Below are 25,723 nucleotides of genomic sequence, written 5' to 3'. Positions count from 1 at the left end.
TCCCAAACACGGCCTAAATTAGTTTTTTATTCTAACCGGAAAATCCCTAAGTTCAGCTAGGCTTGATGTCTATTAGAAAAAGGATTAAAAGCTTTTATATCTGTTCTGTCACGGCATCAACCGTCGAAAGGAGTTAAATTCATGAGCACCATGAAAGTGAGAACCCGTTTAGGCTTGGGTTTTAGCGGAGTCTTGCTGCTGCTAGCCATGATTGCCGGCATCAGCATCAACAGCATGAACGACCTATTGTCCAACATCGACAACATGGTCAACGATAAATTTCCGAAAACAGTCTGGGCCAATGACGTCATCGGCAACATCAATGTGATTGCCCGCTCGATGCGCAATACCCTGATTATCAAAGACCGCGCCGCCATCGATAAGGAGCTGGCCCGCATTCAAGACGCACGGCGAGCTATCAAGGAAAACCTGGATAAACTCGACGAGACTATTAGCAGCGCGGAAGGTAAAGCCGCACTCAAAAAAGTGTTGGATGCCCGGACGCCTTACGTAAATGCCCAGGATCAGTTCATCAAATTGGCCGGCGAGGGCAAGCAAGCGGAAGCTGCAGATTTTCTGCTGTCCCAAGTCAGGAAGTTGCAAACCGAGTATATAGATTCGGTAGACGCGCTAATTGATTTCCAAACCAAGCTAATGAAACAATCCGGATTAGAAGCCAAGGAAACGGTCAATCAAAGCGTGAATTTGATTACCACACTGGCGCTCATTTCAGTGCTGATTGGTGGCGTTGCCGGCTATCTGATCACCAAAAGCTTAATGACCCAGCTTGGCGGAGAACCCGGCTATGCCGCTGAAGCGGTGAATACCATGGCCGCCGGCGACCTTTCCGTGGCGATAGAGCTGCGGGAAGGCGACACCAACAGTTTGTTGTACGATTTAAAAGGCATGCGCGACCAGCTGAGTAACGTCGTCCAGCAAGTTCTGGGTAATGCCGACGTATTAAGCTCGGCGTCCAAAGAAGTTAGCGCTACTGCGCAATCCATCAGCCAAGCCACCACCGAGCAGGCGGCCAGTGTCGAAGAAACCACCAGCTCCATCGAACAACTCAGCGCCTCGGTGCAACAAAATACCGAAAATGCTCATGTCACCGAACAGATGGCCGGCAAATCCGCCAGCGAGGCCAAGCAAGGCGGCGAAGCGGTAATCGAAACTGTCAATGCCATGAAACACATCGCCAAAAAAATCGGCTTGATTGAAGACATTGCTTACAAAACCAATTTGTTGTCCTTAAATGCGGCAATCGAAGCCGCCTCGGCTGGCGAACATGGTAAAGGTTTTGCCGTGGTGGCTGCGGAAGTCCGTAAACTGGCGGAAAGCAGCCGCACCACAGCGGCGGAAATCAACGAGTTGGCATCCAACAGCGTCTCGATTGCCGAAAAAGCCGGCGTGCTCATCGGCCATGTGCTGCCGGACATTGTGAAAACAGCGGACCTGGTCCAAGAGATCAATGCCGCGTCAGCAGAACAAGCCAGCGGTATCAAACAAATCAGCGAGGCCATGCGGCAGTTGGACAGAGTGACGCAACAAAACGCAGCCGCCTCGGAAGAAATGGCCGCAACCGCCGAGGAATTGAACGGCCAAGCCGAACAACTGCAAAGCGTGGTTGGTTTTTTTAAGTTAGCGAACAGTTGAAAGTACTTTCACGCCGATCTTGGCATTGAAAGCAAACCCACGACAGCAACCCAACCAACAACCAAGCTGTAGACCCTGAGCCGATGCCCAACAGACCAAAAATCCTCAAACAAACCGTCATCGCCCAAACCCGACAATTCTGCATCGAAGCGCTGGACCTGGAGTTTAGTAACGGCGAGCGCCGCCAATACGAGCGCCTGGCCCGTAGCGCTTCGCACGGTGCGGTACTGGTGGTGCCGATGCTGGATGCAGATACTGTGCTGCTGGTTCGGGAATACGCCGCCGGCATCCATCGTTACGAGCTGGGTTTACCGAAAGGCAAGTTGGACGCCGGCGAGGATATGCTGGACGCCGCCAACCGTGAGTTAAAAGAAGAAATCGGTTACGGCGCGGCCAAATTACACCATTTGCACCGGGTATCGCTGGCGCCGGCCTATCTGGAACACACGATAGATATTATTCTTGCTGAAGACCTGTATCCGGAAAAATTGGTCGGCGACGAACCTGAAGAACTGCAAGTGGTACCTTGGCCCTTGAATAGTATCGATACCTTGCTAGCCAGCGGCGAATGCAGTGAAGCCCGCTCGATTGCTGCCTTGTATATGGCGTTGGCGCATCTGAACGGGCGCGGCTGAGGAATCGAACCTTAAATCTTGAACAAAGGCTCCAAACCGTCGTCGCCTTTGCCTTTGCCGCTGACCGCTGCGGGCTTAGTGGAAAACACCTGCCAAAGAGTCTGGCCTTGCCAGTCCTGACTTTGGCCGGAATATAGCAAGCGATTCAAAGCCAAAATCTCTTCACGCAGCGCCTCGGGACAATGCGCCGCAATGGCCCCCAAACTCTCCGCGCCGAACTCGGCCTTACCCCATTGCAGCAAGGCCTGTTTGGCGGCCTGCGGGTTATTTTCCCAACAAGCACGTTTCAGGGTCTTTTCCATAGCGGTTTCCGGCACCCGTTCAACAGGCTTATCCTTAGATACTTTGCCGGAAGGGCGGCGATAAAACACAACAATGGTCAGCAGCCAGCCCAGCGCCAACGTCGCCGATACCGCTTGCCAAAAGCGGGTGTCGCTGCTGTTGGTCACGGTAATCGGCGACGTGGTCATCGGGCTAGTTACCGGCTCTTGCGGCGTGCTTGATGTAGCGGGCGGTGCGGAATTTTGGGCATCCGTGCTGCCGGCTAAAGCCGTGAGCTTGACGCTAGGCAGATGTGCAGTTTCCGTTTTCTGGGTTTTGGTGTTGAACCAAACGATGTCCAGCGCCGGCAAGGTATATTCGCCGGGCTTGGAAGGGATGAAGGCGATTTTTTCCTCGCGCAGCGCGGTTAAGCCGTCGCTGTCTTTGTCTTCCTTCAGCAGCGGTTGGTCGGGATAGGTTTTGATGCCGTCGATAGCGGTTTTATCGAGCAGCTCCGGCAACTGGCCGACCGTGGTGCCTTTCGCGCTCAGTGTGAGGGTGCGGGTCAAGGGTTCGCCCACTTTGGTTTGCAAGCCGGCGTCGGACCAAGCTTCGCTGAGTGTTAATGACTCGGCACTCAACCAGTTCGGGCCTTTAAAGCCTGCCGGCACCGCTTGCACGTTCAACGTGATGGCTTTGGAAGCCACCCGCCGAGTTTCCGTATCCGGCCGATTGAAGAAACCGTTAAAACGCGGTTGGCGTTGATTGCTCAGGTATTCGGCATTCAGAATCAGCGGCGCAATGGTAAATACCCCGCTCTGTTGCGGAAAAATGGCATATTTGCGCTCGGTCACCCAATAATCCACGCCCTTGACTTGGGTGGTGTAGGTGCTGTCCTCGCCCAGTTTTTCGACTAAGGCATCCTTAATTTCCGGCTCGCTGAGGCTGGCTTGGGTAATCTGTACCTTGCGAAACAACTTCAGCGTGTACAACACTTGTGACTGTACGTAAGGTTGCTCTGGCGTAGCGGTCACGTCCAGAAATATGTCATCGTTGCCTTGCGGAGCGGCGGTATTTTCATTCACAACCAGCTTCAACGGCTTGCTGCTATCGGCACCGAAGGCAATCGGCGGGATAAACATCTCGCCGGCTTGTTTGGCCATCGCCCGGACTATCCATTGTTCAGTCCGGCTACTTTTGCCGTTGACCCAAGAGGAGCTGGTGCTGCGCTGCTGACTGAGAATTTCAAAATTCTCCTGCAAGGGCGCAAAATCCGGATTGCCGTCCGGAGCTTCACTGGCGGTAAAGGTAATTTGAAACGATTCGTTAAGGCCAACCGGGTTGCGGTCAACCGCTACTTGAATCTCCGCCGCCTGTATCGCGGCGCTGATCAGCATTAACAGGCCATACAGCAGCCACGAGTAACTATGTCTATGCATACAATGGATCATTTACTTCATTGAAAAAGGTTTATGAACATCAGGACGGTCATCAAACCAGCCGTATAACACCGGCAATACCACCAAGGTCAGCAGCGTCGAACTAATCAAGCCGCCGATCACCACGATAGCCAGGGGTTTTTGCACTTCCGAACCTGGGCCGATGGCGAATAAAAACGGCACCAGACCCAGCAAGGCCACCGTGGCGGTCATCATCACCGGCCGAAAACGTTGTTCGCAACCGCGGCGTATCGCATACTCCAGACTCAGGCCGCTTTCGCGCTGGGAGCGAATATACGAGACCAACACCACGCCGTTCAGCACCGCGATGCCCCATAAGGCGATGAATCCCACCGACGCCGGTACCGAAAGGTATTCGCCGCTGAGAAACAGCGTGATGATGCCGCCAATCGACGCAAACGGCAGCACTAGAATAATCAACGCGGCAAAGCGCAGCGATTTAAACAACATAAACAGCAAAAAGAAAATCGCCGCGATAGTGACCGGAATAATCATCTGCAAATGCCCCAAAGCCCGTTCCATATTCTGAAATTGGCCGCCCCATTGCAGATAATAGCCTTCCGGCAATTGCACTTTGTCCGCCACGGCTTTTTGCAGCTCGGCGACGAAGCCGCCCAAATCCCGGTCGCGCACGTTAATCCCCACGACAATCCGGCGCTTACCCATTTCCCGGCTGATCAAGGCCGGACCATCGTTTAAGGTGATATTGCTGACATCGCCCAGCGGCACGCGGGCACCGTTCGCAGACGTCAGCATCAACGCATCGATGGCACCGATATTGTTACGAAATCGCTCCGGCAAACGCACCGCCGCCGAAAAGCGCCGTTCGCCTTGATAAATCTCGGTAGCCACCTTGCCGGCTATCGCGGTTTCTATGACATCGTGAATGTCCGAGGCATTCAAACCGTGGCGCGCAATGGCCTGCCTATCGACGGTAATATTCAAATATTGCTGGCCGGTCAAACGCTCGACCCGAATATCGCGGGCACCGTTCACGTCGTTCGCCACCCCGGCAATGGCGTCTGCCAGGCGTTTCAGTTCAGCCAGATCGTCACCGAAGACTTTCACCGCCACGTCGGAACGCACGCCGGTGACCATTTCATCCACCCGGTCGGAAATCGGCTGGGCCATCACCACCTGCATGCCAGGCAAGTTTTCGGTGAGTTTCGCGCTCATCGCATCGGCAATGTCGTCCTGAGTCCAGCCTTTCGGCCATTCTTCCCGCGGTTTTAATGTAACGATAGGCGTGGACTCGTTTTGCGCTTGCGGATCGGCGGGACTTTCGCCGCGCCCCACACCGCTAACCACAGTTTTTACGCCGGGGATTGCCATCACCATTTTCATCGCCTGCATCTCCACATTGATGCTTTCCTCAAGCGAAATGTTCGGCACCCGGTTAATGCCCGGCACGATGGAGCCTTCCTTCATTTCCGGAATGAACGATGTGCCCAGCAAGGGCAGTAAGGCTAAAGTCGCGGCAAACACACCGACCGCACCGCCCACCACCTTCAGCCGATTGGCCATCGCCCAATCCAGCATCCGTAAATAAATCCGCTTGATGAAAGCGATCAGCCGGGTGTCATGTTCGCCGTCGTGACCTTCCAGTAAAAAGGCACAGAGTACCGGCGATAAGGTCAACGACACGATCAACGAAATCAGCAAGGCAATCGCAATGGTATAAGCCAGCGGCGCGAACATCTTGCCTTCCATGCCTTGCAGCGTCATCAGCGGCAAAAATACCAGCACGATGATGCCGACACCGAACAATACCGGCGTGGCCACTTCCTGTGCCGCGGTCTGCACCACGCGCACCCGGCTGGTAGCGCGGCCCTTGCGTTCGCCGAGCAAACGAAAAGCGTTTTCCACCACGACCACCGAACCGTCGACCATTAAACCAATGGCAATCGCCAAGCCGCCCAGCGACATCAAATTGGCGGACAGACCCAGCTGATTCATCGCGATAAACGTCACCAAGGGCGTGACGATCAAGGTGCTGACCACGATCAGACTGGAGCGGACATCGCCCAGAAACAGGAACAACACGATCACCACCAACACAATGCCTTCCAGCAGAACTTTGGTCACGGTATGCAAAGCCGCATCCACCAAATCGCTACGGTCGTAATAGGAAACAATTTTCAGGTCATGCGGCAGCATGCCTTTCGCGTTGATTTCCGCCACTCGCGCCTTAATACGACTGACCACTTCCTTGGCGTTGCCGCCGCGCAGCATCATGACAATGCCGCCCACGGATTCGGTGTAGCCGTCCTTGAGCACTGCACCCGCCCGGACTTCGTGGCCGATTTTGACTTCGGCGACATCATGCATATGCACCGGTACGGAGTCTTCTTCCTTCAAGACGATATTGCCGATGTCCTTGACGTCGTTGATCAAGCCGACGCCGCGAATCAGATATTGCTCGGCATAATGCGGCAGTACGCCGCCGCCGCTGTTGGCGTTATTTCTGGCCAGCGCCTCGAATACTTCAGTCAATGAAATCCGGTAATGATGCAAGCGGTTGGGGTCAACCAACACCTGGTATTGCTTGACATAGCCGCCCTGGGAGTTGATTTCCGCCACGCCGGGAATCCCGCGCAGCAACGGCCGTACCACCCAGTCCTGGGCTTCGCGGCGCTGTTGCAATTCCTCCTGGGTCAAGGCCCGCTGACCGTCGTCGTCGCGTTCCAAGGTGTATTGATACACCTCGCCCAAGCCGGTGGACACCGGCCCCAGCACCGGATTGATGCCTTGCGGCATCTGCTGCTTCACCTCTATCAGCCGCTCCATCACCAACTGCCGGGCAAAGTAAACCTCGGTCTTATCGGTAAAAATTAACGTGATCAAAGACAAGCCGTTCTTATTCATCGAACGCATTTCTTCCAGACCCGGCAGGCCGGCCATCGCTATTTCCAAGGGCACGGTGACCAGGCGTTCCACTTCGTCCGGCGATTTGCCGGTCGCTTCGGTGGCAATTTGAACCTGGATATTGGTGACATCCGGAAATGCATCCACCGACAACTGCTGCACGGCGCGCACGCCGAACAGCGTGACCGCCACTGCCAGCACCGCCACCAGAACACGTTGATGCAGAGCGGCTGCTATTAGGCTGTTAATCATGCTCTACTCCAATGTGCTGCGCAGGCGTTCGTTATTTAAATGAAACGCGCCGCCCACGACAATTTTTTCACCCGCTTTCAAGCCTTCCAATAAGGGCCGTTTCTGCGCTTCTTCGCGGCCCAAACGTACCGGGCGCAATTCGAACCGGGCGGCGGCGGTTTCCACAAACACAAAATCCTTATCATTTTCCCTGACCACCGCCTGGCTGGGCACGATCAAGGTTTGCGAACCGGGCTTGCTGATTTTTAGAGTAGCCAGCATCTGCGGCTTAAACAGACGCTGCGGATTGGCCAGGGCCATGCGCACCGTCACCGTGCGGGTGTCCGAATCGACCATATCGGCGACGTAAATCAACTTACCGCTAACTTCCTGCCCCGGCAGTGCCGGCACTTCGGCGAAGGCTTGGTCGCCTTGCCGCGCCCAATGCGCTTGTTGCTCGGGAATTTCCGCTACCAGCCACAGCTGCGACAAGTCCGCAACGGTATACAAGGCGTCTGCCGGCTGTACCACCTGGCCGATGGCGACGTTTCGTTCGATGACGACGCCGTCTATGCTGGCGGTAACCGGCGAAAAGGAGTGAATGCTGCGTTGTTTGTCTATGCGCTGCAAATCGGCATCCCTCATGCCCATGACCCGCAACTGGTCGGCGGCGGCGCGTAAATCCACATCCGCTTCAGTCAACACGCTCTGCCGCTCCTGAAACTCGGCTTCCGAGATCACGCCGCTTTCCAGCAGGCGCTCGGCGCGTTTGACGGTAATCCGCCGCAAATTGACTTGCGACGCGGCTTTTAAATAGTCGGACTGAGCTTTACCCAACTCGGTACTGTTCAATAGCGCCAGACGTTCCCCTTTTTTTACCGCTTGGCCGAGCATGGCATCGATTTCGGTAATCCGTCCGGTTACCGAGGCGCCGATGCGTGCGACCCTATGTTGATCCAACTCCACCCGAGCCGAAAGATTCAACGACTCGCCGACTTCGCCGGGTTTGACTTCGGCGATGCTTAGCAGCTTTAACAGGGCGGGCGAGGCTTCCAATAAGGGTTTATGATCCGCGCCAATGGCGGGCAAGGCAAAACTCAGCAAAAACAGCGCGGCCATAAGCGGCGAGGAGCGGAATGACGTATGGAGCTTGGCTTTCATGGTATGTCCTTTAAGCAAAAAATCTTTTCAAACAACTAACAAATCACGGGCTACTTCTACGTTGCCAGGTGATTTTCTAGGTCGTCAGGTAATCTAACGATGTAAAGCGAATGCCGATGCAAGCAATGTTGGCGTATAACTCAGGTGTCGCCTATTGCGCTTTAGGCCGACAAACCCAATTTGGCAAAGCGTTAAATTGCGGGCTCGGGCGGCTTGGCGCTGACCAACACCTTGTCAATACGAGTACCGTCGATGTCGACGATCTCGAAACGCCACTGCCGATATTCGAAGTTGTCCGTTACTTGGGGAATTTTTTCCAGGTAAAACAAAATAAAGCCGCCGACGGTGTGATAGGCGTTGTCGGCTTCGCCGGGCAAATTGCCGTCTATACCGATCACCGTCTTCAAACGCTGAATCGATAAGCCGCCATCTACCAACCATGAGCCGTCGCTACGTTGCACCACATCGACGTCCAGATTGGTGCGGCTGGGCAGATGGCCGACGATGGCTTTCAGCACATCGCTCAGCGTGACCAAGCCTTCAATATCCCCATATTCGTCGACGACCAGCGCCAGATCGGCTCGCTTTTCCTGGAAAAACTCCAGTAATTGCCTTAGCGTCATGGCTTCCGGCACGTATAGCGGTGTATGCAGGATCGGCGCTATATCCAAGGTCTCGCCAGACATCGCCAGCTTCAGCAGATCGCTTCTTTGCAAGATTCCGACCACATTTTCCAGACCGTCCCGGCAAATTACTGCCCGGGCGTAAGGACAGTCGGCGATTTCGGCGCGCACTGTCGCTTCCGGATCACTTAAATCAATAGCGTATATTTGTTGCCGGGGCGTCATGGCCGCACCCAGCATTTGTTCATCCAGTTGCAAGACGTTACCGACCAAATGGCTTTCGCTGGCATGAAATACCCCGGACTCCGCACCGATTTCCATCAGCAGTTTAATTTCTTCGTTGGTGACACTGGTCTGCGGCGGCCGATGCGCGCCAAATAGCCGCAGTATCAGCGTACTGGATGAAGACAGCAGCCAGACGATGGGGCTGGCAACCAGTGACAGGGTGTGCATGGGCCGGGCGATAAACACCGCAATCCGCTCCGGATGTAGCAAGGCCAGTCGCTTGGGCACCAGTTCACCTATGACTACCGAACAATAAGTAATCAGAAATACCGTGGCGATTAATGCAATGCTCTGGGCATAGGGTGCCAGTGCGGGGATGTTTAGCAATTGCCGATACAGGGGCTCGGTCAAGGCATCCTCGCCCAGCGCGCCGCTGAGAATGCCGACCGAGGTAATGCCGACCTGCACGGTAGACAAAAATCGGGACGGGTCCTGGTGCAATTTCAGCGCGGTGCGCGCCCCCCCGCGTTTTTCGCCGGCCAATTTCTGCAAGCGCGCCAGTCCGGAAGAGACCAGCGACATTTCCGACATTGCAAACACACCGTTGATCAGGATTAAAATCAGTATCAGGCCAATATCCATCGTTTCATCGCGTCCAATATTAAAATGTGTCGGTCTTAGGCTAATTCGTTCCGGATTCCCGATCCGTCAATTTACCAGGCCGGACCGGTCGGGTTAGCTCGATTGCGCTGACCGTATTGATATTTGAATTTACGCTTTAGTAAGCCCGTCGGCTCGTCGGGTATGCGCTTCAACAATTGCTCGTTGGCGCGCTCGGTTTCGTTTTTTTCCGTGGCTTGCGCGGCTTGTTCCTGGTCTGTCGGCTCTTGCTTGGGCGGCTGCGGCTCAGCTTGCTGTTTGGCCTCGGCTTCGGATTGTTGGTCTTCTTTCGCCTTATTTTGTTCCGCGTCCTGCTTGGCGTCGGCTTTTTGCTGGTCTTGCGGTTTTTGCTCCTGCTGCGCATCTTTGTCGGCTTGATCGGGCTTGCCGTCCTGCTGTTGCTGCTGCTTTTGCTGTTGCTCAGAAGAATCCTGTTTGTCCTGCTTTTGCTGGTCTTGCTGTTGATTCTCCTTCTGCTGTTCCTGTTCTTTCAGCTTCTTCTCAACCAGCTCCTTATTGTATTTCGCATCCTGATGCTTAGGATCAAGTTGCAGCGCCTGTTGATAGGCTTGCACGGCCTCTTGCAACTGGCCGGCCTGAGCCAAGGCATTGCCGCGGTTGTAATGGCCTTCCGCACTTTGGGTGTTTTTCAAGGTCTCGGCGGCTTCTTGATATTGACCGGCCTTGTATTGGGCGGCGGCGCGCCAATCCGGGTTGTCGAACTGCTCGGCAGCTTGTTGATATTGCTGTTGCTCGAAAGCCTGCTTGGCGCGTTGATCCGGCGTTTGCCACAAGCTCTGCCAGTCCAGCGCGTAGCTGTTCTTCGGCAGCGGCAATAGACACAGCAAGGCCAATAACAAACCTTTTCTAAATTGCAAAGCTGCCCAAGGCAATACCAGCAACAACAGCCAGGGGCCTTTTTCATCCCATTGTTGCAACAACAGATTGCTATCCAAATTTTCGCCACCGGTGTCGGCGCTATTGAACAAACGCCCCAAATTCTCGACATCCGCATCGTTTGCCGTCACCGGCTGATAAATGCCGCGACCGTGTTGCGCCAGCGTGTTCAGCGCGGCTTCGTCCAGCTTGGCGACCACGATAGAGCCATTGCTATCTTTTAAAAACCCTGAGCCTTGCAACTGGATAGGTGCGCCTTCCGGCGTGCCCATCGCCAGTACCGAGAGCCGGTAATCGTCCAACCAGTGTTCGGCCTGCTCGGCCACATCGGCGTCGACGCCGTCGGTGACCAGCAGGATATGGCCCTTGACCAGGCCGGCCTGACGCAGCAATGCCACCGCCGCATTCAATGCCGCACTGGTGTTGCTGCCCGGACTGGGCATGATGTCGGTGGTCAGTGCGCTTAGCTGGCTATCAATGGTCGCGGTATCGTTGGTCAATGGTGTGACGGTAAACGCATCGCCGCCGTAGACCAGTAATGCAGTTTGGCCGTCTTTGCGCTGTTTTAATAAATCGGCAATTTTGTAACGGGCCTTACCGATACGGCTGGGTTTGATGTCGGCGGCATCCATGGATTTGGACAAATCCAGCGCAATCACCAGCGCCGCATCGTTTCTAAAGGCCGGGCCGGGCAAGCGCTGCCAGGTGGGACCGGCCAAGGCGATTATGGTTAGCAACGCGGCAAAGCCGGCACCGAACAAAGGGCCACGCGATGCTTGCAACGGTTTGTCTTGCAAAATAAAGGGCAGCAACTCGGCATCGCATACCTCGCTCCAGTTACCGCGCCCTTGCCGATGCCGCACCAGCAAAATCAAAAACAGCGCGGCCGGCAATAATGCCAGCAACCACCAGGGCCGCAGGAAATGAAACTCGGCAAAATTCATGACCACCTCAAGCGGGCCAAGGTTAACCATCCCGTCAATAGCAAAGCCAGACCCAGCGGCCAATAAAATAGCTCACTGCGCGGCCGAAAATATTGTTTGTCTTTTTCAACCGGCTCCAGCTGATCCAGCATCCGGTAGATTTTTTCCAGTTCTTCGGTATTACGCGCCCGGAAATAATGGCCGCCGGTCGTATCGGCAATCGCAGTCAGGGTTTTTTCGTCCAGATCGGCGGACGGATTGACCCGGCGGGTACCGAACAGGCTGCGCACCAATACTTCATCGGCACCTATGCCTATCGTGTAGATTTTCAGCTTATGTTCGGCTGCCAGTTCAGCGGCTTTTATCGGCGTTAATTCGCCGGCGGTATTGGCGCCGTCGGTCAATAAAATCAACACGCGGCTGGCATCTTGCTGTTGTTGCAGCCGTTTGATTGCCAAGCCGATGGCGTCGCCTATCGAGGTTTTCGGGTCGTCCTCGGTGATGCCGATAAAAGCCTCATGTAACAAGGTTTGCACGGTCTTGCGATCAAAGGTTAACGGCACGTGCAAGTAAGCTTGCGTACCGAACAGGATCAAGCCCAGACGGTCGCCGACCCGGCGTTGAATAAAATCGCCGGCCACTTGCTTGATGGCGGTTAACCGATCCACGCGCTGCTTGCCAAGGATGAAATCTTCCTCCTGCATACTGCCGGATACGTCCACTGCCAGCATCAAATCTCGGCCGCTGACCGCTTGCTCGATGGGTTCGCCGAGCCATTGCGGACGCGCGGCGGCCAACAGTAAACAGGCCCAGGCAAAAGCTGCCAGCCATAAAGGCCAGCGCCGTTCGCTGCTGACCACCCGCGTTTCGCTGGGGCCAAGATCGTCCAGAAACGGTACTTTCAATGCTGCCGTTTGGGCGATGGCACGCGCCGGCAACAGCCAACGCAATAGCAGCGGTAGCGGCAGTAGAGATAACAACCAGGGCCAGTACAATTCGATCATCGTTTTTTCGCCTGTTGTTTCAACCAGCGTTCGCACAATTCAAACAAGGCCTCCAGTTCGGTATCGGCGGGCGGTGTTTGCCGATAATGGCCGTCGGCCAGACAACGGCCGGGGCCTAGGGTAAACGGCGCATCCGGCAGTGATTGATCCAGATAGCTAAGCCAGGCTTCGCCGCGCAAGCTCGCGGCATCGCTGCGCGGCGCAGTACTGATGGCTACGCGCCGCAACAGAGCCGATAAAGCCACCAAGGTCTGTCTGGCGTCGGCGCTGCCGTCCCGGCGAAGCGCTGATAACAATTTGCCGGCGGTTTTCACCGCTGTCTGCCGGCGGATGCGTTTATAAAAATACCGGCACAAAAAAATCAACAACGGCAGCAATACCGCTAACAACCACCAGCCCGGCGCCGGCGGCCAAAAAGCCACCGAATCGGGCAAATGAATATCTTTTAAAGGCAATGGTTCCATATTGAATATCTACATCGCGTCCAAATTGGGGAGTGGGGTATACAAAATCAACATGTCGTCGATTTGCTGCTGAATAGCCCGCAGGTCGTTAAAACCCGCCTGCGCGGCATCGCGCTGGCCGGTCTCGCAGCGTTTCAACAAACTTTCGGCCAGGACATGCAATTGCCGCTGTAATTGTTCGATATGTTCCAGCCAATCCTGGGCATACTGTCGGTCGTGTTGTACTTGCTTCAGCCAGCGGCCCAGATGGGTACGACGCTGGTCCATGATGGGCCAGCTTTTTACGGCACCTTGCGGCTCTGCGAACAGGCAGGCCTGGACCCGCTGCAACCACTGCCGGGTGTCGAAGCGGCGAATCGCTATGTCAACCTGTTCCGCCGACAGCTCGGCATCCGCATAAATTTGCCAGTCGTCGAAAGGCCGGTAAGCAATCACCCAGTCGGCAATCGCCGCTGCCGGCATCGGCCGGGCAATCGCATAACCTTGCAGCAGATGGCAGCCCAGCAGCAACAGCACGATACCTTGTTCCTGACTTTCCACGCCTTCCGCCACGACTTCCCGGCTAAAAGCCTGACTGAGATCGATCACGCTGTCGATGATGGCGTAGTCGTCCGGATCGTCGAGCATGTCGCGGACAAAGGTCTGATCGATTTTTACGGTATCTACCGACAGATGCCGCAAATGCGTCAACGAGGAGTAGCCGGTGCCGAAGTCGTCCAGGGCCACGCTGATGCCCAGTTGCTCGCGGCAGCTGGTGATAATCCGGTTCACTGCCGACAAATCATCCAATGCGGTACTTTCCAGAATTTCCAATTGCAGGTAGCGGGCGTCCAGTTCCGGATGAAGGCGTAAAGTGTCTTCGATATAAGCACCAATCCCGGACCACAACAAATGATAGGAGGAGATGTTGACGCTGACCTCCAACGGCAAGCCGCGCGCATGCCAGCCCGCCAGCTGCTCGCAAGCTTGCGCGATGACCCAATTGCCGATGCGGATTTCCAGATCGGTGGAGGCAATCACCGGTAGAAACTCCAACGGCGGCACCATGCCGCGCTGCGGATGCAGCCAGCGGATCAAGGCCTCCACGCCTTTAACCTGGCCGGATTTAATATCCACCTTGGGCTGGTAATACATGCACAACTCGTTGTTTAAAAACGCCGCTTCGATGTCGCGCAGTTGTTGGTGGCGATGCATGATTTGTTGGTCGTGGCTGGCATCGAACAACTGGCAACGGTTTTTGCCGGCCAATTTAGCCTGGTACATGGCATAGTCGGCATGCCGCAATAAGGCGTCGGCGTCGGCATCATCCAGCGGATATACGGTAAAACCGCTGCTGGCGCCGACCGAAATCGGCTGATCGTCGATGACATACGGCTGGGCAATCGCCCGGTGAATGCGCATGATGGTTTGCTCGCATTGTTCAATCGAGTCTATATCGCCCAGTAGTAGCGCGAATTCGTCGCCGCCATGCCGCGACACGCTGTCTTCCTCGCGAATCGCGCTTTTGATTCTTTCCGCCACTTCCACCAACACCCGGTCGCCGATGTCGTGGCCGAACTGGTCGTTGACCGGCTTGAAGCCGTCCAGGTCCAGGAAGCAAATCGCCAGCAAAGTGTTCTCCCGCTTGCTATGGGCGATGGCTTGATTCAAGCGATCAGCGAATAAAATCCGGTTCGGCAGGCGGGTGAGCGGATCGTAATGGGCAAACAATTCCAGCATCTGTTGCTGCTGCTTGGCCTGGGTGACATCGGAAAATAGCCCGATATAGTGAGTGACCTTGCCGTCGGCATCACACAAAGCAGAAACCGTTAGCCACTCAGCATACAACTCGCCGTTTTTTTTACGGTTCCACAATTCGCCTTGCCAATGCTGCGCTTCATGCAAGGCTTGCCACATATCCCGGTAAAAATCCGCACCGTATTTACCGGATTGCAAGAGGCTCGGGTTTCGGCCTATCACTTCAGCGCGGCTATAGCCGGTAATCTCGGAAAAAGTCGGATTCACATCGACGATGATCCCGCCAGGATCGGTAATTAAAATACCTTCGTGCGCCTCGCTGAATACTCGCGCAGCCAGTTTCAGATGTTCCTCGGCCTGCTTGCGTTCGGTTATGTCGCGGGTCAAACCCAGCAAGGCTACGATATTGCCTTCCGCATCGCGCATCGGCACAGCGTGGGTATCGAACCAGCGTTGCCGGCCTTTCAGGCCGACGATTTCAAATTCCAGTGTGCCTGATGCGCCGGCAAACACCCGCCGAGTCAATTTTTTAAAGGCTGCCCGGTACTTAGGCAATACCAGATCCTCCATGCGTCCTTGTTGGGCTTGCTCCAGCGTCTCGGCTTCTATCATGTCCAGACCGGCGCGGTTCATTTGCAATAAACTGCCGTCCCGCGCCAGCAGTTTCACACACTCCGGTTCGGAATCGACGATAGTGCGCAGCTTTAACTCCGATTCCTTGGCGATATTGGCGGCGGTTTCCAATTCCGCAACCGCGTCGGCCAATGCCTGGGTGCGTTCGTCCACCAAAGCTTGCACGGAGGCGGTTCTGCCGCTGATGATCAACAATAAAATACTCAGCAAGCTGGTAAAACAGAGTCCGCCGATCAGCGTAATCAAAGGTAGCGATGAACCTTGTTCGTTGACGAAATCGCTATCCGGCGTGACGGTAATTTGCCAATTACGATCCACAAACGCAAAATTATGCTGCCATTTTTTTAAGTCGTAGTTTAGCGACACCGGTTTGCGTACCGGTTTTACATACAAAGCCGTTTGTCCGGCGGGCGCGCTGAGGTCATCAATGCTGATACCCAGCGTATCGGTGTTGAGCCCCCTGGTGACTGTTTCCACCATTTTGGCCGGCAGTAAGATTGCCGAGACATAGCCGGTAATATCCAAGACATCGCCGCCGGTGCTATGCCGGCGAACCGGAATGGACACCAAAATACCGGGATCAGTATCGTCACGCTGCATTAGCGTCAGTTTTTGCGAGGCGGTGGGTTTACCGCTGGCGCGGGCCAGGATTTTTGCTTGCCGGCTAAGAGGATTTGTCATGGAATCGAAGCCAAAGGCTTTTTCGTTGCCGGCCATCGGCTCCACAAACATGATCGGAAAATACTCCTGCCGGGCACTTGCATGCACCAATTGACCGGCACTATCTCGTTCGATGACGCGAAAATCAGGAAATCCTTCGGCGCGTACCGCTTGTTCGAAGGCCGGTAAATCAGCTTGGGTAATCAGAGGTAGCCATTCCAGGGCTTGGATTTCCGGATGGCGTTGCAGGATACCCTGGGAAAACACGCTAAATTCGGCTCTGCTCACCTGCCCGGATGCCAGAAATACATCTCTTAGCGCCAGCGTACTATCGATTACATCAATGGCATATTCCGCCAGCAGCCGGTCTATCTCGGCGGCCCGACTGTCGAAAGCTTGTTGAATGCGTGCGCGTTCCGCTTGAAAGGCTTGCAAAAATACCAGCACCAAACCCAGCAGCGTGCCCAGTAAGGGTAGCGCGACACTCAAGCGCCGCGCCTGCCAAAGCGCACGGGGGCGTCCGAAATAACAAAACAATAGCGGCGTCACTATCATCACGCCCAAACTGTCGCCAACCCACCAGTTTCGCCAGGACGACCAGAGTTGCGCCTGGCTCATCAAGTCCAATGAATAAAGTACGGCTGCGCCTACGCTGGGCGCGATCAGACAGGCTACCGGCCCGGCCAGGACAAAAAACTTGAGTATGGCGGCCGGACTATCCAATTTGGGCAAACCCGGTTCTACGTAGGCTTTGGATAAAGCCAGAGCCGCCAACGCCTGCAAGGCGCTACCGCCGCCAATGGCAAAGGAGGACATCGCAGTTTGCGCGGTCAATTGACCGGAAAAATCAATAGTCACCAGAAAATTGCTGAACGCCGCACCCAGCCAGATTCCGGGCCAAAGCCTGCGGCCACCCATAAATAGCGCAGCCAGTGCGATGCCGGCTGGCGGCCATAGCGGACTGGCATAGCCGGGCGGAATGATCATTTTGCCGCCCAGCCAGCCGCCGGCAAACATCAGCAAACTCAGTACGCCGATTTGTATCAGTAAAACCAACGGGCTGACGAGCGCGATACTTTGTGTCTCGTTATCCGGCACCGGAAAATCTATTGAATGAGACAAATTGGGGATGCGCATGGCCAGATTGAGAAGGTCTTAGGCCGCCGGACGCGCGCGGGTGCCGTTCAATGCGTCCAAAGGCATTTGCTGGGTCGTGCAGGGTATCAAGGTCAGACGCAGTTTATTGGCCAGCTTTTGCAGATACGCCTGCCGGTCTTGGAAGCGCTGCCGATAGGCTTGCAGGCGCTGTTTGTCACCACTATCGAACAGCACTTCGCGCCAGCCGTCTGTAAAGCGGTAGCGGCCTTGGGTCGGTAAACTGCTTTCCAGCGGGTCGGCGATGTGTACCAACACCACCTCGCAATGCCGGGCCAGATTGGCCAGATGATTTTCGGCCGCGCTATTCATCCCGCGAAAATCGCTGAGAATATACACCCGGCTGCCGGGCCGGGCATGATGCAGCAATCTGGCCAGAGGCTGCGCCAGGTTGACGACAGCCGCACCGTTGTAATCCGGATTGACCAGGGCATTTAAAAACCGCAACAGCGCCGGTTTGCCGGTTTGCGGTTTTACTTCCTGGCAACCGTCATCACTGAAAATCTGCCCACCAATCCGGTCGCCTTGCTTCAATGCCGCCCAAGCCAGCAAACCGGCCAAACGGGCAGCCTGCACGGATTTGAACACGCCGCGCGTGGCAAAAGCCATGGTGGCGCGGTAATCCACGGCAATGAACATGGGCCTTTCCCGTTCTTCCTTGAAAATCTTGCTGTGGGGCTTATCGGTGCGGGCCGTGACGCGCCAGTCGATGCGCCGCACATCATCGCCGGGTTGGTAGAGCCGGGTTTCGTCGAAGGCCATGCCGCGGCCCTTCAGATGCGACAGATAATTACCGCTTTGCGCGGCGCGGATATTGGCGTGCCCCAGACTGAGCATACCGGCCGGCTTGGCCAGATCCACCAAGGCTTTTAGAGTGACCGTCACCCGGGGGTTGTCGGTCGCTGGCGATTTATTCATTAGGGTACGGCAATTCTGGCTATCAATTCTTTGATCACATAATCGGCGTTAATGCCCTCGGCTTCAGCCTCATAGGACAGAATCAGGCGGTGGCGCAACACGTCGTAAGCCATATCTTGAATGTCGCCGGGATCAACAAAATCGCGTTGTTGCAGCCAGGCCTTGGCGCGCGCGCAGCGGTCCAGGGCAATGCTGGCTCGCGGGCTGGCGCCATATTGAATCCAGCCGGCCAAATCCTGACCATAAGCGCCGGGATTGCGGGTCGCCAGCACGATTTGCAGCAGATATTGCTCCAAGCTGTCGGCCAGATATAAATCCAACACTTCACCGCGCGCGGCGAATAAGGCTTGCTGGCTCACTTTAGGCGGTGCGCTGCCCTGGTTTTGCAGTGCGCCCTTGGCCTCGGCGCGGGCCAAATGCAGGATGGCTTGCTCGTGTTCGGCATTGGGATAATCGATTTTTACATGCAGTAAAAATCTATCCAGTTGCGCTTCCGGTAAGGGGTAAGTGCCTTCCTGCTCAATAGGATTTTGCGTTGCCATCACCATAAATAAGGGCGGTAGCGGATACGTGGCTTTACCGACCGTGATCTGCCGTTCTGCCATGGCTTCCAGCAAGGCGGCCTGGACTTTAGCCGGTGCGCGGTTGATTTCGTCGGCCAGGATTAAGTTATGAAACAACGGACCTTTCTGAAACTCGAAACTACCTTGCTGCGGCCGGTAAATCTCGGTGCCGGTCAAATCAGCCGGTAACAAGTCCGGGGTAAATTGCACGCGATGAAAGTCGGCTTCTATGCCTTGGCTGAGCACGTTGATGGCGCGGGTTTTCGCCAAGCCCGGCGCACCTTCCACCAACAAATGACCATCGGCCAGCAGGGCAATCAACATCCTTTCAACCAGAACTTCCTGGCCGATGATCTGGGTGTTGATGTGAGTTTTGAGATTTTGTAAGGCGGCTTGGCTGGGGCTAAGACTTGTCGCAGTCATGTGTGTAAAAAATCCTTATGTTTAACGAGGTTGTGACCGAGTTGAGTCCTGAAAGTTGCGCGGCGCTTAATTTTTGCGCTGCAAATCTTTCCACTCGCGATGCGCAACCATGATGTCGACCACTTTTTGCGGATCGTCGGTGACGGTGATCAGAGCCAAATCTTCCTCGGAAATGGTGCCGTATTCCATCATTTTGGCTTTCATCCAATCCATCAGTCCGCTCCAGAAATCGCTGCCGAACAGTACCAATGGAATCGGATAGATTTTGTGGGTTTGCATCAAGGTCAAGGCTTCGAAAAACTCGTCCAGCGTGCCGAAACCGCCCGGCATACACACGTAACCGATCGAGTAGCGCACGAACATTACCTTGCGCACGAAAAAATAACGGAAATTCAGCGAAATGTTTTGGTAAGGATTGGGGGTTTGTTCCATCGGCAATTCGATGTTCAAGCCGATAGACGGTTGATCATGCAAAATCGCGCCTTTGTTGGCGGCTTCCATCACGCCGGGCCCGCCGCCGCTGATCACGGCAAAGCCTTCCTTACTGAGCATTTCCGCCAGTTCCACAGTTTTTTGATAATAAAAATGCTCGGGCGGCAAACGGGCGGAACCGAAAATCGAAATCGCGTCGCACAATCCGGACAGTTCGTCGAAGCCCTCGGTAAATTCGCTGATAATGCGAAAAATCCGCCAAGATTGATCGCCTTTCAGGTCGTCGATGATACTGGAGGATGTCGAGCCGTCGGTGCGGCGGTTTTTGATGCAACTCATGATTTATTCCTTAATGAGCACGCTGTGCTACTTACAATGGGACGAAATAACCTGTTCACGGCAGCTCAACCAAGCGATACACCGGCTTACCGGCCAGCAAGGTATGGGTCACGCGCCCAGTCAAGGTCTGCTGCCAATACGGCGTATTGCAACCGGCACTAAGCCAGTTGTCGCGATTAACCGGCCAATTGGCTTGCGGATCGAAAATACACACATCGGCCGCAGAACCCGGTGTTAATACGCCGCTAGCCAGGCCTAAAATGTGTGCCGGTTTGCAGGTCAGATTGGCGATGGCTTGCGACAAACCGATGCGATGTTGTTGGGTCAGTGCCAGCGTCAATGGCAACAGGGTTTCCAGTGCAGCCACGCCCGCTTCGGTTTCCGGAAAGGCGCCGAGTTTGGCATCCAGATCGTGTGGTTGGTGGTCGGAGCAGATCGCGTCGATGGTGCCGTTAACCAGGCCCTCGCGCAGATATTGGCGGTCGATGGCGCTACGTAGCGGCGGCAATACATGGTAGTTGCTGTCGAATGGGGTGATATTGTCTTCGGTCAGATGCAGTTGGTGAATCGCCACGTCGGCCGTGACGTTTAGGCCGTATTTCTTGGCCTGCTGCAATTTGATCACCGATTGTTTGCAGCTGATTTGACTAATATGCACCCGACAGCCGGTCAACTCCGCCAACTCCAGACATTGCGCCAAGGCAATCGATTCAGCGGCTTCCGGAATGCCAGGTAAACCGTAGCGGCTGGCTACCGCGCCTTCATGCGCACAGCCCTTGCCGGACAGGGCCGCTTCGTTGGCGCGATACATTAATAGCAAGTCATGAGTGGCGGCATATTCCATCGCCCGCCGTAATATCAACAGATTGCCGAGCGGTTCGCTGGCGTTGCTGACGGCAATGCAGCCGGCCTGTTTCAACGCGAACATCGCGCTCAATTCGCTGCCGGCCAAACGCTGCGTCAACGCCCCTATGCTATGAATTTGCGGGTAATCGGCTTTTTCGGCCTTGTCCTTGATGAACTCGACTACCGCCGGGCTATCGATGCAGGGCTTGGTATCTGGCGGCAGGCAAAGAGAGGTTACGCCAGCGCTTAGCGCCGCTCGGGTTTCGCTGAGGATATTACCTTTTTGGGTATGGCCGGGTTCGCGCAAGCGCACACTTAGATCGACGAAGCCGGGGCAGACGATTTGACTGCTGGCATCAATAATCTGTTCGGGAGTGAAATCGGCGGCGTGCTCCAACACCGAGACAATCTTGCCGTCGGCGATACAAACCGGGCCGATAGCATCGATGTTGTTGGCCGGATCGATGATGCGGCCGTTATTAATCAAAATCTTGGTCATGCCGCTCCTCCTTGACTGTGCATCGCCATCGACATAATCGCCATCCGCACAGCCACGCCATTGCTGACTTGCTGCAAGATCACCGATTGCGGGCCGTCGGCGACGCTGGAGGCAATTTCCACACCCCGATTGATCGGTCCGGGATGCATCACAATGGCATCGGCTTTGGCGCGTTTAAGCTTGGCTTCGGTCAAACCAAAACAGCGGAAAAACTCGCTTTCGCTAGGCAAAAACGCCGAATTCATGCGTTCTTTTTGCAAACGCAGCATGATGACCACATCCACATCATCCAGGCCCTCGTCCATGTCATGCATGGGTATCACGCCCATAGTTTTGACTTGCGCCGGTAACAGCGTTTTGGGAGCTATTACCCGCACTTCGGCAACGCCCAATGTGTTCAAAGCCAAGATTTGCGAACGCGCCACCCGCGAATGCAAGATGTCGCCAACGATGGCGACTTTCAGGCCTTCGAATTGTTTTTTATGTTGGCGGATGGTGAACATATCCAGCATCGCCTGGGTAGGATGGGCGTGCTGGCCGTCACCGGCGTTGATCACGCTGATATGCGGGGCGGTGTGTTGAGCGATAAAATGCGCCGCCCCGCTCAGGGCATGGCGAACCACGAACATGTCCACGTGCATCGCTTCCAGGTTGTGAATGGTATCCAGCAGACTCTCACCCTTGGAAGTGGCGGACGTGGCGATGTTCATGCTCAGCACGTCCGCCGACAGCCGGGTGGCCGCCAGCTCGAAAGTGGTGCGGGTGCGGGTGCTGTTTTCGAAAAACAGGTTGACGATGGTTTTGCCGCGCAGCAACGGCACTTTTTTGACTTGATGTTCCGACATGCCGGCAAATGATTCGGCGGTATCCAGAATTTCAGTCAGCAGCTCCTTATCCAGGCCTTCGATCGTCAGAAAATGCTTGAGCTTGCCTTGTTCGGTAAGCTGGATGTGTCGGGTCATGCCGCCACCACTTGCGGGGATTGGATCTCGATGCCCAGTGGATCAGGACCGGTCAGTTTGATACGTTGATCGCCGGCCAGATCGATGCGGATACCGTAACAGTCCGGTTGCAAGGGAATCTGCCGGCCGTTGCGCTCTATCAATACCGCCAGTACTACTTGATTGGGGCGGCCGTAATCGAAAATCTCGTTCAACGCGGCACGGATGGTGCGGCCGGTGTAAAACACATCATCGATCAGAATGATGTCGCGGCCTTCCAGATGCGGCGGCAATTGGCTGGTTTTGACCTTGGGATGCATGCCGATTTGCGAAAAATCGTCGCGATAAAAGGTGATGTCCAGCATGCCCAAGGGTTCGCTCAAACCCAAACGCTGATGCATATGCCGTGCGATCCAGGCGCCACCGCTGTGTATGCCGATTAGCAAAGGATTATGCAAGTTACGCTCGCTAATCTGCCGGCGAATCGCGGCTTCCAGAGTGTCGAGCAGGTTATCGATATTCAGCGTGGTGATGGGCATGACGGTTACAGGGGGAATCTTGTTATTGTTATGAAATTCGGGAAAAAGCTGAAAGCGACGGGATAATAAGGCTGCATGGGCGTAAAACCGTTTTCGTCTTTTTACTGATCAAACCAGCTTTGCAGAATGATCTGTGCGGCCAGTTGATCTTGCACGGCCCATAATTTAGTAGCGCTAACCTTCAAGTCGTCGTACAGCATTTGTTTAGCGGCGAACGTGGTCAGTGTTTCGTCGATTTGGTGCACCGGTAGATTGTAACGACCATTCAGCTGCCGACAGAATTTTTGCATGCGCGGGGTAATCACATTATCCGAACCATCGTTCTGTCGAGAAATGCCGACCACCAAACCTATGGGCCGCCATTCGGCGATCAGCTGACCGATTTTATGCCAGTCCGGCACTTGATTAAGCGATTGGATGGTTTGCAGCGGACTGGCAATGCCGGTATCGGCATGTCCCACCGCGACCCCAATTTTTTTGTTGCCGAAATCAAACCCTAAATACGCATCGCTGCTGAATTTTGCCGCCAGCGGATCGAGCTTAACCATGACCTGCCGGCGTGGTCAGGCGATTAATGTCGATACCTAATTGTCCCGCCGCCGCATTCCAGCGCTGGCTAATCGGCGTTTCGTAGAGTATCTCTTCACCGCATGGCGTGTTCAGCCAGGCGTTTTCGACCATTTCTTTTTCTAGTTGGCCGCTACCCCAGCCGGCGTAACCTAAGGCGATCAAATAGTGGTTGGGGCCTTTACCTTCGGCAATGGCCTCGAGAATGTCGCGAGAGCTGGTCAGCGTAATATTCTCGGCGGTACTGATACTGGAATCCCAGCGTTGTTCACAGGCATCGTGAATGACAAAGCCGCGTTCCTGCTGTACCGGGCCGCCGGCAAACACCGGGGTTTCCAATACATTTTCCAGCTTGGTTTTAATCCCCATTTGCTCGAAAATGTCGCGTAATTTCATGCCGGTCGGTCGGTTGATGACAATGCCGAGCGCACCTTCTTCGTTGTGCTGGCACAGGTATGTCACCGTGTGAAAAAAATGCGGGTCGGCTAAGCCGGGCATCGCAATCAAAAACTGGTTATTTAAATAAGTAACGTCTGTCATTGGAGTGCTGTATGGGCTAGCGGGCAGTCATGCCGGTTTCGTCTGAGAATTTCCAGACCCTGGTAATCACCAAAACGTTCACTTCTCTCAACAAATCATCGGGTAAAGCGGCAAAGGGCGCACTCATCTTCACAATCCGTTTCGCGGCGTCATCCAGCGCGGAATTGCCGGATGACCGGACAATCCGCATGCTGTAAATGCTGCCGTCGGCGTTAATCCCCACGTCCATGGTCAAGGATTGCGAAACGCCTTTTTTGCGCGCCGCCTCAGGATAATTCAGATTGCCGGTGCGCTCAACCTTGTCCTCCCAATCCTTGACATATTGCGCCGCGAGATACTTGTGCGTGCTAACCGAGTTGACGAATTTAATCTTAGTATCTTGCGCGCTTTGTTGGGTATTTCTGATGCGCTCGCCGAGTTGGGCGATTTGTTGCTGAAGCGCTTCCGGGGATAATTTGGGGGCAGATTCCGGAACTTCAACAGCTTCCGGTAATTCTACCGGTTGCTCGGGTTCCGTCACCACCTTAACCGGCGCTTTGGCTTGGGTAAGCAGTCTCTCGGCGACCGGTTTGACTTGTGGAACCACCGGATGCGGCAAGACTTTCTTTGCCGGCGGACTGATCGATTGTTCCTGAGTGGCTATTTTTTGCTGCGGCGGCTCCGGTTTGCGGGTTTCCTCGCCGGCACCTATTTGATGCTCCGTTGCCAGATGTTTCGCATCCTTGGGCGCCTTTTTCACCGGAGCATGGGCCACGGTTATTTCAATCGAGCGGTTGATCTTAGGTGGCTGCGGTGCGGTGAAATTAACGCCCAACAACACGATCACATGCAGTACCGCCGCCACAAACAACGCCGTCAGCAGCGAATCACCTTGCGACAACGGCGTGGGAGTCAAGTCCGGCGCGTACATATCAGGCCTGGCATTGAGCGGCGATGTGGTCCATTAATTGAGCGCTGATATTAATGCCGAACTGTTTATCCAGCTCCTGCACGCAGGTTGGACTGGTGACGTTGACTTCGGTCAGATAGTCGCCGATGACATCCAGGCCGACAAATATCAAGCCTTTTTCGCGTAAGGTTGGCCCGACCTGTTCGGCAATCCAGCGATCACGGTCACTCAATGGCCGGCCTTCGCCGCGTCCGCCGGCTGCCAGATTGCCCCGGCTTTCGCCGCTGGCCGGAATCCGTGCCAGACAATAAGGCACCGGTTCGCCATTGACCACCAAGATCCGTTTGTCGCCGTCTTTCACGGCAGGCAGGTATTTTTGCGCCATGATGTAACTGCTGCCGTGTTGAGTCATGGTTTCCAGAATCACGCTAAGATTGGGGTCATGCTCTTTGACGTAAAAGATCGACGCTCCACCCATGCCGTCTAAGGGCTTCAAGATGATTTCCCGGTGCTCTTTTAAGAAGTCGCGGATTTTTTGCGGGTCTCGGGCTACCAAAGTATCGGTGCAACATTGCGGAAACCAGGCGGTGAACATTTTTTCGTTGGCGTCGCGCAGCGATTGCGGCTTGTTGACCACATAAACACCCTGGCGCTCAGCCTGTTCCAGCATATAAGTGGCGTAGATATATTCCTGATTAAAGGGCGGGTCCTTACGCATGATGATCGCGTCCAATTCGGACAAGGCTATTTGCTGTTCACCGAGAAACCTATGCCACTGCTTGTCGTCGCGTTCGACTTCCAGCACGCGGGAACGGGCATAAGCGTCGCCGTTGCGCATATAAAGGTCGGACAGTTCCATGTAATGCAGCTCCCAACCGCGAGACTGGGCTTCCAGCAACATCGCGAAACTGGTGTCCTTTTTAATATTGATCTGGCCGATGGGGTCCATGACCATGCCGAGTTTAATAGCCATTAAAGTC

The 25,723-nt window shown here is 54.9% G+C and carries 20 protein-coding genes; 2 read left to right on the top strand and 18 right to left on the bottom strand.

From position 1 onward, the window contains the following. Positions 1-141: 141 nt before the first annotated feature. Both JL719_RS00265 and nudE read left to right on the top strand, forming a co-directional pair. Positions 142-1,653 (top strand): methyl-accepting chemotaxis protein, encoded by a 1,512-nt coding sequence (locus JL719_RS00265; protein WP_033157586.1) that lies wholly within the window; start codon positions 142-144, stop codon positions 1,651-1,653. A gap of 83 nt (positions 1,654-1,736) precedes the next feature. Next, complete coding sequence (gene nudE / locus JL719_RS00260) at positions 1,737-2,288, top strand: ADP compounds hydrolase NudE (protein ID WP_033157587.1); 552 nt, start codon at positions 1,737-1,739, stop codon at positions 2,286-2,288. 11 nt (positions 2,289-2,299) lie between these two features. Here nudE and JL719_RS00255 read toward each other — a convergent pair whose 3' ends face one another. From JL719_RS00255 to gshB, 18 genes are all read right to left on the bottom strand, one after another. Continuing rightward, entirely contained in the window at positions 2,300-3,988 is a 1,689-nt protein-coding gene (locus JL719_RS00255; RefSeq protein WP_225892954.1) for a BatD family protein, read from the bottom strand. 12 nt (positions 3,989-4,000) lie between these two features. Continuing rightward, positions 4,001-7,126, bottom strand: a complete 3,126-nt coding sequence (locus tag JL719_RS00250; RefSeq protein WP_033157589.1) for an efflux RND transporter permease subunit — start codon at positions 7,124-7,126, stop codon at positions 4,001-4,003. Between the two features lie 3 nt (positions 7,127-7,129). Then, positions 7,130-8,266 (bottom strand): efflux RND transporter periplasmic adaptor subunit, encoded by a 1,137-nt coding sequence (locus JL719_RS00245; RefSeq protein ID WP_225892952.1) that lies wholly within the window; start codon positions 8,264-8,266, stop codon positions 7,130-7,132. Between the two features lie 191 nt (positions 8,267-8,457). After that, positions 8,458-9,756, bottom strand: coding sequence for a hemolysin family protein (locus JL719_RS00240; protein ID WP_033157591.1), 1,299 nt, complete (start codon positions 9,754-9,756; stop codon positions 8,458-8,460). A 71-nt stretch (positions 9,757-9,827) separates the two neighbouring features. Continuing rightward, positions 9,828-11,615, bottom strand: coding sequence for a vWA domain-containing protein (locus JL719_RS00235; protein ID WP_033157592.1), 1,788 nt, complete (start codon positions 11,613-11,615; stop codon positions 9,828-9,830). Continuing rightward, positions 11,612-12,598, bottom strand: a complete 987-nt coding sequence (locus JL719_RS00230) for a vWA domain-containing protein (RefSeq protein WP_033157593.1) — start codon at positions 12,596-12,598, stop codon at positions 11,612-11,614. Before JL719_RS00230 ends, JL719_RS00235 begins: the two co-directional genes overlap by 4 nt. Beyond that, positions 12,595-13,062 (bottom strand): DUF4381 domain-containing protein, encoded by a 468-nt coding sequence (locus tag JL719_RS00225; protein WP_033157594.1) that lies wholly within the window; start codon positions 13,060-13,062, stop codon positions 12,595-12,597. The genes JL719_RS00230 and JL719_RS00225 overlap by 4 nt, the downstream gene beginning before the upstream one ends. 9 nt (positions 13,063-13,071) lie before the next feature. Next, the gene (locus JL719_RS00220) at positions 13,072-17,214 is read right to left on the bottom strand and encodes an EAL domain-containing protein (RefSeq protein WP_225892949.1); all 4,143 of its coding nucleotides are present in this window, start codon (positions 17,212-17,214) and stop codon (positions 13,072-13,074) included. A gap of 33 nt (positions 17,215-17,247) precedes the next feature. After that, positions 17,248-18,165: a DUF58 domain-containing protein gene (locus JL719_RS00215; protein ID WP_033157596.1), complete on the bottom strand. Its 918-nt coding sequence runs from the start codon at positions 18,163-18,165 to the stop codon at positions 17,248-17,250. Next, positions 18,165-19,151: an AAA family ATPase gene (locus JL719_RS00210; RefSeq protein WP_033157597.1), complete on the bottom strand. Its 987-nt coding sequence runs from the start codon at positions 19,149-19,151 to the stop codon at positions 18,165-18,167. Before JL719_RS00210 ends, JL719_RS00215 begins: the two co-directional genes overlap by 1 nt. 66 nt (positions 19,152-19,217) lie before the next feature. Beyond that, entirely contained in the window at positions 19,218-19,922 is a 705-nt protein-coding gene (locus tag JL719_RS00205) for an LOG family protein (protein WP_033157598.1), read from the bottom strand. A 55-nt stretch (positions 19,923-19,977) separates the two neighbouring features. Further along, positions 19,978-21,267: a dihydroorotase gene (locus tag JL719_RS00200; RefSeq protein WP_033157599.1), complete on the bottom strand. Its 1,290-nt coding sequence runs from the start codon at positions 21,265-21,267 to the stop codon at positions 19,978-19,980. Next, a complete protein-coding gene (locus tag JL719_RS00195; protein WP_033157600.1) occupies positions 21,264-22,229 on the bottom strand; it encodes an aspartate carbamoyltransferase catalytic subunit in 966 nt (321 codons plus the stop codon). Before JL719_RS00195 ends, JL719_RS00200 begins: the two co-directional genes overlap by 4 nt. Beyond that, positions 22,226-22,747, bottom strand: coding sequence for a bifunctional pyr operon transcriptional regulator/uracil phosphoribosyltransferase PyrR (gene pyrR, locus JL719_RS00190; protein ID WP_033157601.1), 522 nt, complete (start codon positions 22,745-22,747; stop codon positions 22,226-22,228). The genes JL719_RS00195 and pyrR overlap by 4 nt, the downstream gene beginning before the upstream one ends. A gap of 101 nt (positions 22,748-22,848) precedes the next feature. Beyond that, entirely contained in the window at positions 22,849-23,295 is a 447-nt protein-coding gene (ruvX, locus tag JL719_RS00185) for a Holliday junction resolvase RuvX (protein WP_051670127.1), read from the bottom strand. Next, on the bottom strand, positions 23,288-23,854 hold the full coding sequence (locus JL719_RS00180) for a YqgE/AlgH family protein (RefSeq protein WP_033157602.1): 567 nt from the start codon (positions 23,852-23,854) through the stop codon (positions 23,288-23,290). Before JL719_RS00180 ends, ruvX begins: the two co-directional genes overlap by 8 nt. Positions 23,855-23,870: 16 nt before the next feature. Beyond that, positions 23,871-24,764 (bottom strand): energy transducer TonB, encoded by an 894-nt coding sequence (locus JL719_RS00175; protein WP_033157603.1) that lies wholly within the window; start codon positions 24,762-24,764, stop codon positions 23,871-23,873. Between the two features lies 1 nt (position 24,765). Beyond that, positions 24,766-25,716 (bottom strand): glutathione synthase, encoded by a 951-nt coding sequence (gene gshB / locus JL719_RS00170; protein WP_033157674.1) that lies wholly within the window; start codon positions 25,714-25,716, stop codon positions 24,766-24,768. Positions 25,717-25,723: the final 7 nt, after the last annotated feature.

This window comes from Methylomonas sp. LW13, assembly GCF_016865255.1.
Lineage (GTDB): Bacteria > Pseudomonadota > Gammaproteobacteria > Methylococcales > Methylomonadaceae > Methylomonas.
The sequence above is the reverse complement of the archived record's forward strand: the minus strand, read 5'-3'. Positions and strand labels throughout refer to the sequence as shown.

Coding starts and splice junctions, on each gene's coding strand:
- JL719_RS00180 (WP_033157602.1), bottom strand. CDS start 23,854: ATGACAGACGTTACTTATTTAAATAACCAGTTTTTGATTGCGATGCCC.
- JL719_RS00265 (WP_033157586.1), top strand. CDS start 142: ATGAGCACCATGAAAGTGAGAACCCGTTTAGGCTTGGGTTTTAGCGGA.
- JL719_RS00255 (WP_225892954.1), bottom strand. CDS start 3,988: ATGCATAGACATAGTTACTCGTGGCTGCTGTATGGCCTGTTAATGCTG.
- JL719_RS00175 (WP_033157603.1), bottom strand. CDS start 24,764: ATGTACGCGCCGGACTTGACTCCCACGCCGTTGTCGCAAGGTGATTCG.
- pyrR (WP_033157601.1), bottom strand. CDS start 22,747: ATGCCCATCACCACGCTGAATATCGATAACCTGCTCGACACTCTGGAA.
- JL719_RS00215 (WP_033157596.1), bottom strand. CDS start 18,165: ATGAATAAATCGCCAGCGACCGACAACCCCCGGGTGACGGTCACTCTA.
- JL719_RS00230 (WP_033157593.1), bottom strand. CDS start 12,598: ATGATCGAATTGTACTGGCCCTGGTTGTTATCTCTACTGCCGCTACCG.
- JL719_RS00205 (WP_033157598.1), bottom strand. CDS start 19,922: ATGAGTTGCATCAAAAACCGCCGCACCGACGGCTCGACATCCTCCAGT.
- JL719_RS00225 (WP_033157594.1), bottom strand. CDS start 13,062: ATGGAACCATTGCCTTTAAAAGATATTCATTTGCCCGATTCGGTGGCT.
- JL719_RS00195 (WP_033157600.1), bottom strand. CDS start 22,229: ATGACCCGACACATCCAGCTTACCGAACAAGGCAAGCTCAAGCATTTT.
- JL719_RS00200 (WP_033157599.1), bottom strand. CDS start 21,267: ATGACCAAGATTTTGATTAATAACGGCCGCATCATCGATCCGGCCAAC.
- JL719_RS00235 (WP_033157592.1), bottom strand. CDS start 11,615: ATGAATTTTGCCGAGTTTCATTTCCTGCGGCCCTGGTGGTTGCTGGCA.
- ruvX (WP_051670127.1), bottom strand. CDS start 23,295: ATGGTTAAGCTCGATCCGCTGGCGGCAAAATTCAGCAGCGATGCGTAT.
- JL719_RS00250 (WP_033157589.1), bottom strand. CDS start 7,126: ATGATTAACAGCCTAATAGCAGCCGCTCTGCATCAACGTGTTCTGGTG.
- JL719_RS00210 (WP_033157597.1), bottom strand. CDS start 19,151: ATGACTGCGACAAGTCTTAGCCCCAGCCAAGCCGCCTTACAAAATCTC.
- nudE (WP_033157587.1), top strand. CDS start 1,737: ATGCCCAACAGACCAAAAATCCTCAAACAAACCGTCATCGCCCAAACC.
- gshB (WP_033157674.1), bottom strand. CDS start 25,716: ATGGCTATTAAACTCGGCATGGTCATGGACCCCATCGGCCAGATCAAT.
- JL719_RS00240 (WP_033157591.1), bottom strand. CDS start 9,756: ATGGATATTGGCCTGATACTGATTTTAATCCTGATCAACGGTGTGTTT.
- JL719_RS00245 (WP_225892952.1), bottom strand. CDS start 8,266: ATGAAAGCCAAGCTCCATACGTCATTCCGCTCCTCGCCGCTTATGGCC.